The 5,923-nt window shown below is 62.4% G+C and carries 2 protein-coding genes and 4 pseudogenes; 3 read left to right on the forward strand and 3 right to left on the reverse strand.

The window, feature by feature from the left end; translation table 11 throughout:
* Nucleotides 1-158 (reverse strand): annotated as a pseudogene (locus tag AB0873_RS31505) (transposase); the annotation flags it as partial.
* A 588-nt stretch (nucleotides 159-746) separates the two neighbouring features.
* Between AB0873_RS31505 and AB0873_RS31510 the strand changes: the two are divergent.
* Nucleotides 747-3,959, forward strand: coding sequence for a S8 family serine peptidase (locus tag AB0873_RS31510; RefSeq protein WP_366604366.1), 3,213 nt, complete (start codon nucleotides 747-749; stop codon nucleotides 3,957-3,959).
* A gap of 278 nt (nucleotides 3,960-4,237) precedes the next feature.
* Here AB0873_RS31510 and AB0873_RS31515 read toward each other — a convergent pair.
* Nucleotides 4,238-4,372: pseudogene (locus AB0873_RS31515) on the reverse strand (IS701 family transposase); the annotation flags it as partial.
* A gap of 4 nt (nucleotides 4,373-4,376) precedes the next feature.
* Here AB0873_RS31515 and AB0873_RS31520 point away from each other — a divergent pair.
* A pseudogene (locus tag AB0873_RS31520) lies at nucleotides 4,377-4,661 on the forward strand (transposase); the annotation flags it as partial.
* Nucleotides 4,662-4,918: 257 nt separating this feature from the next.
* Complete coding sequence (locus AB0873_RS31525) at nucleotides 4,919-5,119, forward strand: helix-turn-helix domain-containing protein (protein ID WP_366604368.1); 201 nt, start codon at nucleotides 4,919-4,921, stop codon at nucleotides 5,117-5,119.
* A 27-nt stretch (nucleotides 5,120-5,146) separates the two neighbouring features.
* Here AB0873_RS31525 and AB0873_RS31530 read toward each other — a convergent pair.
* A pseudogene (locus AB0873_RS31530) lies at nucleotides 5,147-5,923 on the reverse strand (cytochrome c biogenesis protein ResB); the annotation flags it as partial.

The raw sequence follows: 5,923 nt of genomic DNA on the forward strand, positions 1-5,923 counted from the left end.
GCCGCGGTCCTCTCCGCCGCATCTTGATCCTCGGTGGCGGTGTCGTCCCAGCCCTGGGGCACGAACAACCGCCAGTCGAGGGGGCATGACGCGCCGTCGCTGACGGCGTGCACGCTCACACCGATCTGGCAGTTGGCGACCTTGCCCAACGTGCCGTGGTGACGCGACCACCCACAACGCCTTCCGGCATCACGAGCGTGGCGCGCACGGCGTCGGCGTCAAGGCCAGGCCCCTGCGGGGTGGCCTACGGCCCAGCCGTTGACCCCGGCACCGCACGCCCGCCTGCTAGGAACCCATTGCCGGAACCGGAAAATCAGCGTCAGCAGGTGAAAACCCGAGACTTGACCGGCCCCGCTCCTTATGGATGACGCAGAGAGGTGCCGTTAGATTCACAGCCCCCACGAGGCCACCTCATTGATCGGGCCGCCGAGAGTCGGCATATTGACGCTGGGCGTCCAGTCAAGTGACAGCGCACATTGACAGAATGCAACCATTCGCGATACGGCCAGTGAAGGGGGGTTTAAGGAGTAGACCCGGGCCGTGCGGGTCTGGTGAGCCACCTCGAACTGCGGCCTTGCCACGGATATCGGATGGTTAGCCGGTTGGCGCGACCGATTGGGGCGATGCCGATGTGGCGGGCCTGGACGTTTACTTCGCATTTGTCGTCGCGAGTCGGTCTGGGCACAAACTCTAGGAAGCCTGACGAGTCTCGTTGCCCTGCAGTTTCGTCGAGAGGAGAGTATCGAGTGCAACTGACATCAAAGCGCGTGGCGGGCGTCACCGCGCTCATTATGGCGATGGCCACTTCGGCAATCGTCCCCGGCGGTGTGGCCGCCGCCAGGCCGGATCATGATTCACGATCAGTGTCTGAGTCGAGTCGAGGCTTGAGTCAGCGCGACCATGAGTTGCTTAGGGAAGCGAAGCAGCGTGGGCGGACGACGGTACAGGTACTGCTTGCAACCCGGCCGGGCAAATCGGCGCTTGCCATAAAGCAGTTGGCAGATGCTGGTGTTAAAGTAAAGCGCCAGGCGAACGATCTGGGCTACATTCGAGCCGAAGTTGATGTGGATAAGGTCGACGAGTTAGTCGGACTGAGCAGTATTCAGGCTCTCGACGTTGACGGGCGGATTAGGCATGACATTGAACCTGCTGGTATCGCCAATCCAATTCCCCAACAGCCTCCGAACGCTACTACTCCTCGCGTGAACTCCTACCTGCCCGTTGGTGATACTGGTGCTGTGCAGTTCGTTGATGCCCACCCCACCTGGGACGGCCGCGGCACGACGATCGCGATTTTGGACACGGGAATCGACGTAGATCACCCAGCACTTGCCCGGACAACTACCGGCGAGCGTAAAATCGTCGATTGGATCGTGACCACCGACGGCGGATTTACCAACGGTGTGAACAACGACGACGATCCCACCTGGGTGCTGACCGAGCCTGGTATTCCTGTGGAATACCAGCCGCCATTAGCCCAGGGCAACCTACGATTTGGCGTGTTCGACGAGCGCGATCCGAGGTTGGCGGCTGAATTTCGCCGAGATGTGAACCGCGATGGCAATCCGGAAGGAAGCTCCGCAAAGATCGGTGTCGCGTGGGACCCGACGACCGGCACGGTGTGGGTAGATGGAAATCAGGACAAGGATTTCAGCAACGATCGTCCAATGCAAGAGTACAAGGTGCGCTATGACGTCGGAACCTTCGGTTCTGACAATCCAGAAACCCCGATCCGCGAAGCCGTGCCCTTCGTGGTGCAGATCGACCCGGAGAGCCAATCCGTCAACATCGGTATCGTAGCCTCCAGCCACGGCACACATGTGGCTGGGATTGCCGCCGGCAATGGATTGTTCGGCGGGGCGATGAGCGGTGCGGCGCCGGGTGCGAAGCTCGCCTCAATCCGCACTTGCACCTGGGAGGAATGTCGCGATCACAGCGTCATCGAGGCGGCCATCTACTCGGCACAGGTTGTGAACGCTGACGTCCTTAACATGTCGTTCGGGCCATGGCTGAGCCTCAACGACGGTTCCGACGCGATTGCGGAGATATTCAACCGGATTACCGACACTTACGGTGTTCAAATCGTTGTATCCGCAGGCAACTCGGCGAGCGGCACGAACAGCGTGATTCAGACGTCAGTGCCGGACAAGGTGTTTAGCGTTGGAGCCTCGGCCACCAGGGCCACCTTCCTGAGCAACTACGGCATCGACATGCCCGCGGAGGACAACCTGCTCAGCTTCACCGCCTACGGCCCCCGCGAGGACGGTGGCTTCAAGCCGGACTTCGTCGCGCCGGGATCCGCGATCTCGGCAGTGCCGACATGGCAACAACCGGCTGGTTTGTACGCCTTGCCGCCGGGCTATGCGCACTTCAACGGTACGTCTATGTCCGCGCCGCAGGCGGCTGGTGCCACCGCGTTGTTGTTCAGTGCCGCAAAGGCAACGGGTGTCGGACACAAACCCTCGGCGCTCCGGCAGGCGATTCTGTCCTCGGCGCGATTCCTGGCCGATTACCAGGCGCACGCGCAAGGCGCCGGCCTCATCCAGGTAGGCGAAGCCTGGAAGGTTCTCAGCCATAACCCGAACGCCTCAGACATCAGGTCCTCCGTCCCGGTCCGCACCGCGCTTTCCGATCACCTACCCACCCCGGGGATTGGCGTCGGCATCTTCGATCGGGAGGGCGTCCGCGCCGGTGACCAGTACGTCCGCGAATACAAATTCACCCGCTACTCAGGGCCGGACGAGCCCGTCGCGTACCAACTGTCGTGGTTGAACAACGACGGGACCTTCGAATCAGCGACATCCATAACTCTCGCGAAGGCCATCCCGGTTACAGTTCCGGTAACGGTGCGGCCCTCGCGGGCCGGAATTCACTCCGCGATTCTCAGACTGAATGATCCAACAACTGTCGGATTCGAGTACCAAACGCTAAACACGGTAATCGCGGCTGAGGACTTTGGTGTGAACCGATTCACCATCAGCCAAGAGGGCAAGGTCGGCCGAGGCCGGCTGGACAGCTACTACTTCCGGGTCACGCCCAATATCAAGGCCCTGAAGGTTGAACTCGACGGTGGCGGCACCGCCCCCGGTGCCGGTCAGATCCGCTTCCTGACCTTCCACCCGTACGGCGTTACTGGTGAACCATTCACGCCGAACAGCTCGTACTGCTACAACCCACCTGCAGCTGCATTCTGCGGAGGTTCGCCCACCAGCCGGACGCTGAACAGTCCCACCCCAGGAGTCTGGGAAATAACGGTTGATGCGCGCCGCTCGTCCGACGCGATACTCGCTCCGTACAAGCTAACGGTCACCGCGCTCGGCATTGCCGTCAACCCCGAACTGGACGTCATCGAGGAAGCGGTCAAGGGGATAGGAATCCACCGGGAGTGGGCCCTAGTTAACAAGGCGTCGCCGTTCTTGGGCAAAGCTGTCGGCGGCTCGTTGGGCAGCGCTCGGATGACGACGGGGATCATTCGAGAGAATGAGCGACGGGAATTTGAAGTTTCGGTTCCCGCAGGCTCCACCGAAATCCGAGCACGCCTTTCAAACGCGAGGGCCGACATTGCATCTGACCTTGATCTTGCGGTTTTCGACTGCACGAGTGGCGCCTGTGAAGTGGTCGGCAACCCGCTCGTCGAGGGGGCAATGTCCGAAGAGGTGATAATTGAATCTCCGGCTGCCGGTAAGTGGGTCGTCCAAGTGCACGGGTACGACCTCTCGCAGGAAAGCACCACCTTCGACCTACTGGATGTTGTTACCAACCCGGTCTTTGGGTCGCTGACGGTGGAAGATTCCGACGCGTCCCGGCCGACCGGTGCAGCCTGGACGGCCCAAGGCGTGGTAACCGCAGGCGTGGCACCCGAGGCAGGACGCGTACTTTTCGGGCGGATTAAGGTACTTGCTGACGGTAAGGCCGTGGCCGGAAGCGGTGACGTGATTATACGCGCGGTTCTGTCTTAGTTCGATCCCGCACCTTTGCCTCCCGCGTAAGGGCGAGGAAACGACGATGGTCTGCCCGGAAACGGGCAGACCAACGTCGTTGCTTGGAGTGTCGGGTGGTTGATACTGCAGCGGCAGTTATGGCGGGTAGCCGCGGTGGCGGTAGTGGCTGGTGCGGGCTTGGTGTTGGCGTCGGCGGCACCAGTGTGACCAGGCCCAGATGCGTGCGAGGCAGAGCGGAACGGTGAGGATCAGGGACACCGTGAGTCGGCGGATCTCCGGTAGCGTGTAGCCGATCATCATGGCCTCACCACGGTCGGTTTCCCTTTTGCGGCAAGGGTTTTCGCTGCGGCGAGCCAGGCGTGGGTGGCCATGGCGAGGGTGATATGGGCGTGCCATGCCCGCCAGTCACGTACCTGGTAGTCGTCCAGGCCGACAGCCTGGTCGGAGTTCATCCCGTTCCTCGACTACGACGTGCAGATCCGCCGGATCATCTGTTCCACCAACGCCATCGAGTCCCTCAACGCCCGCTACCGCCGCGCGGTGCGCGCTCGCGGGCACTTCCCGACCGAACAAGCCGCCCTCAAGTGCCTCTACCTGGTTACCCGCTCGATCGACCCGACCGGACGGGGCCGAGCCAAGTGGGCGGTGCGCTGGAAACCCGCGCTCAACGCCTTCGCGATCACCATCGAAGGCCGCATCACCCCCAGCACCACCAACTAACCGTGCCGGACCGGTTACACCGACTACCGGACAGTCCCCCTACCCGACAAACTCCATCAGCATGATCGCGCATCGCGATGATCGACAACCTCGCCAAACGACTCACCCACAAACCACCCCAACCCGGCGCGACACCTAAACACGCACCATCCGCAAACTACGTAAATCAGACGCCCTCTAAGAGCCGAGCTTGACGCCTACGCCGACGACGGAGGCCCCGACGTGTCCGTGTCCCAAGTCAGCGGATGGACACTGCCGTGGCGAGGATCGCCGAGGCGACGTTGACCAGCCCGGATCGCATCCGCGATGTGATCCACGACTTCAATGCCGACGGTTTCGAGGCGCTATACCCGAAATACAAGGGCGGCCGGCCGAGGCACTTCACGCGGCCCGAGCGACGCGAGATGGAGAAGATCGCCGATCCAAGCCGATCGCTTGGCCTGCCCTTCCTGACTTGAAGCTTGGCCAGGCTGGCGCCGCTCGTCTCATGGGCACGGAGACCCCGGGCACCAATCGCATTCTTGTCGCGCTTCGCTCCGGTCGTCCTCGCGACCGGCGTCGGCGTGCTTGCCTCGCTTCCCTGCACCGCTGACGGCGGCGACTAGAGACGCGAACTCGTCGGCGAACCTGAGATCATCGTTGCGCGGCAACCCACCCGCTTCCATAAGGCTGCTACCAGTCGTCTGAGACCCACCCACAGGATCGGCCACACCGACCCGGAAGAAGACCCGGCGACGGCGACTGAAGAGTGAGGCCATCAGTCCGACCAGCACGAAACCGGAGTTGATGAGTAGCAGTGCCGAGCCAGGGTCGTACCGGACCGCCAGGACGATGTACGGCTCGGTGCCGAGGAACTCGACCTTCGTGGCGTCGTCCAGCGTCCATGCCTCACCCTTCTTCAGCACTGTGGCGCCGATCTGCTTGATCTTTCCGGTGCGGATTTGTCGCTCATCGAGCTGGTGGATTCGGCGGGAGATGCCCGCGTCGAGGCCCAGGTTGCCCCGGTAGGCCACCAGGTTCAGCACCGGGTTCCGCTCGGCCGGGTAGTCCGACCGTACGTACGGGCCCTCCTGCGGGGCGGTCGGCAGGTACAGGCCGGAGAAGGCCATCTGGAGATTCGCGTCCCGCTTGCCGGTGGCCGGGTCGACGTTGGCGTCCGGGAAGGCTGCTAGGTAGTGTCTTCAAAGGATCTTGGTGTCGGATGATGTAGCGCGTGGGTCGTCGCTACGAGTTGTCCGACGCCGAGTGGGAGGCGTTGTCGA

Source organism: Micromonospora sp. NPDC047707, from assembly GCF_040704235.1.
In the GTDB taxonomy this organism is placed as follows: Bacteria; Actinomycetota; Actinomycetes; order Mycobacteriales; family Micromonosporaceae; genus Micromonospora.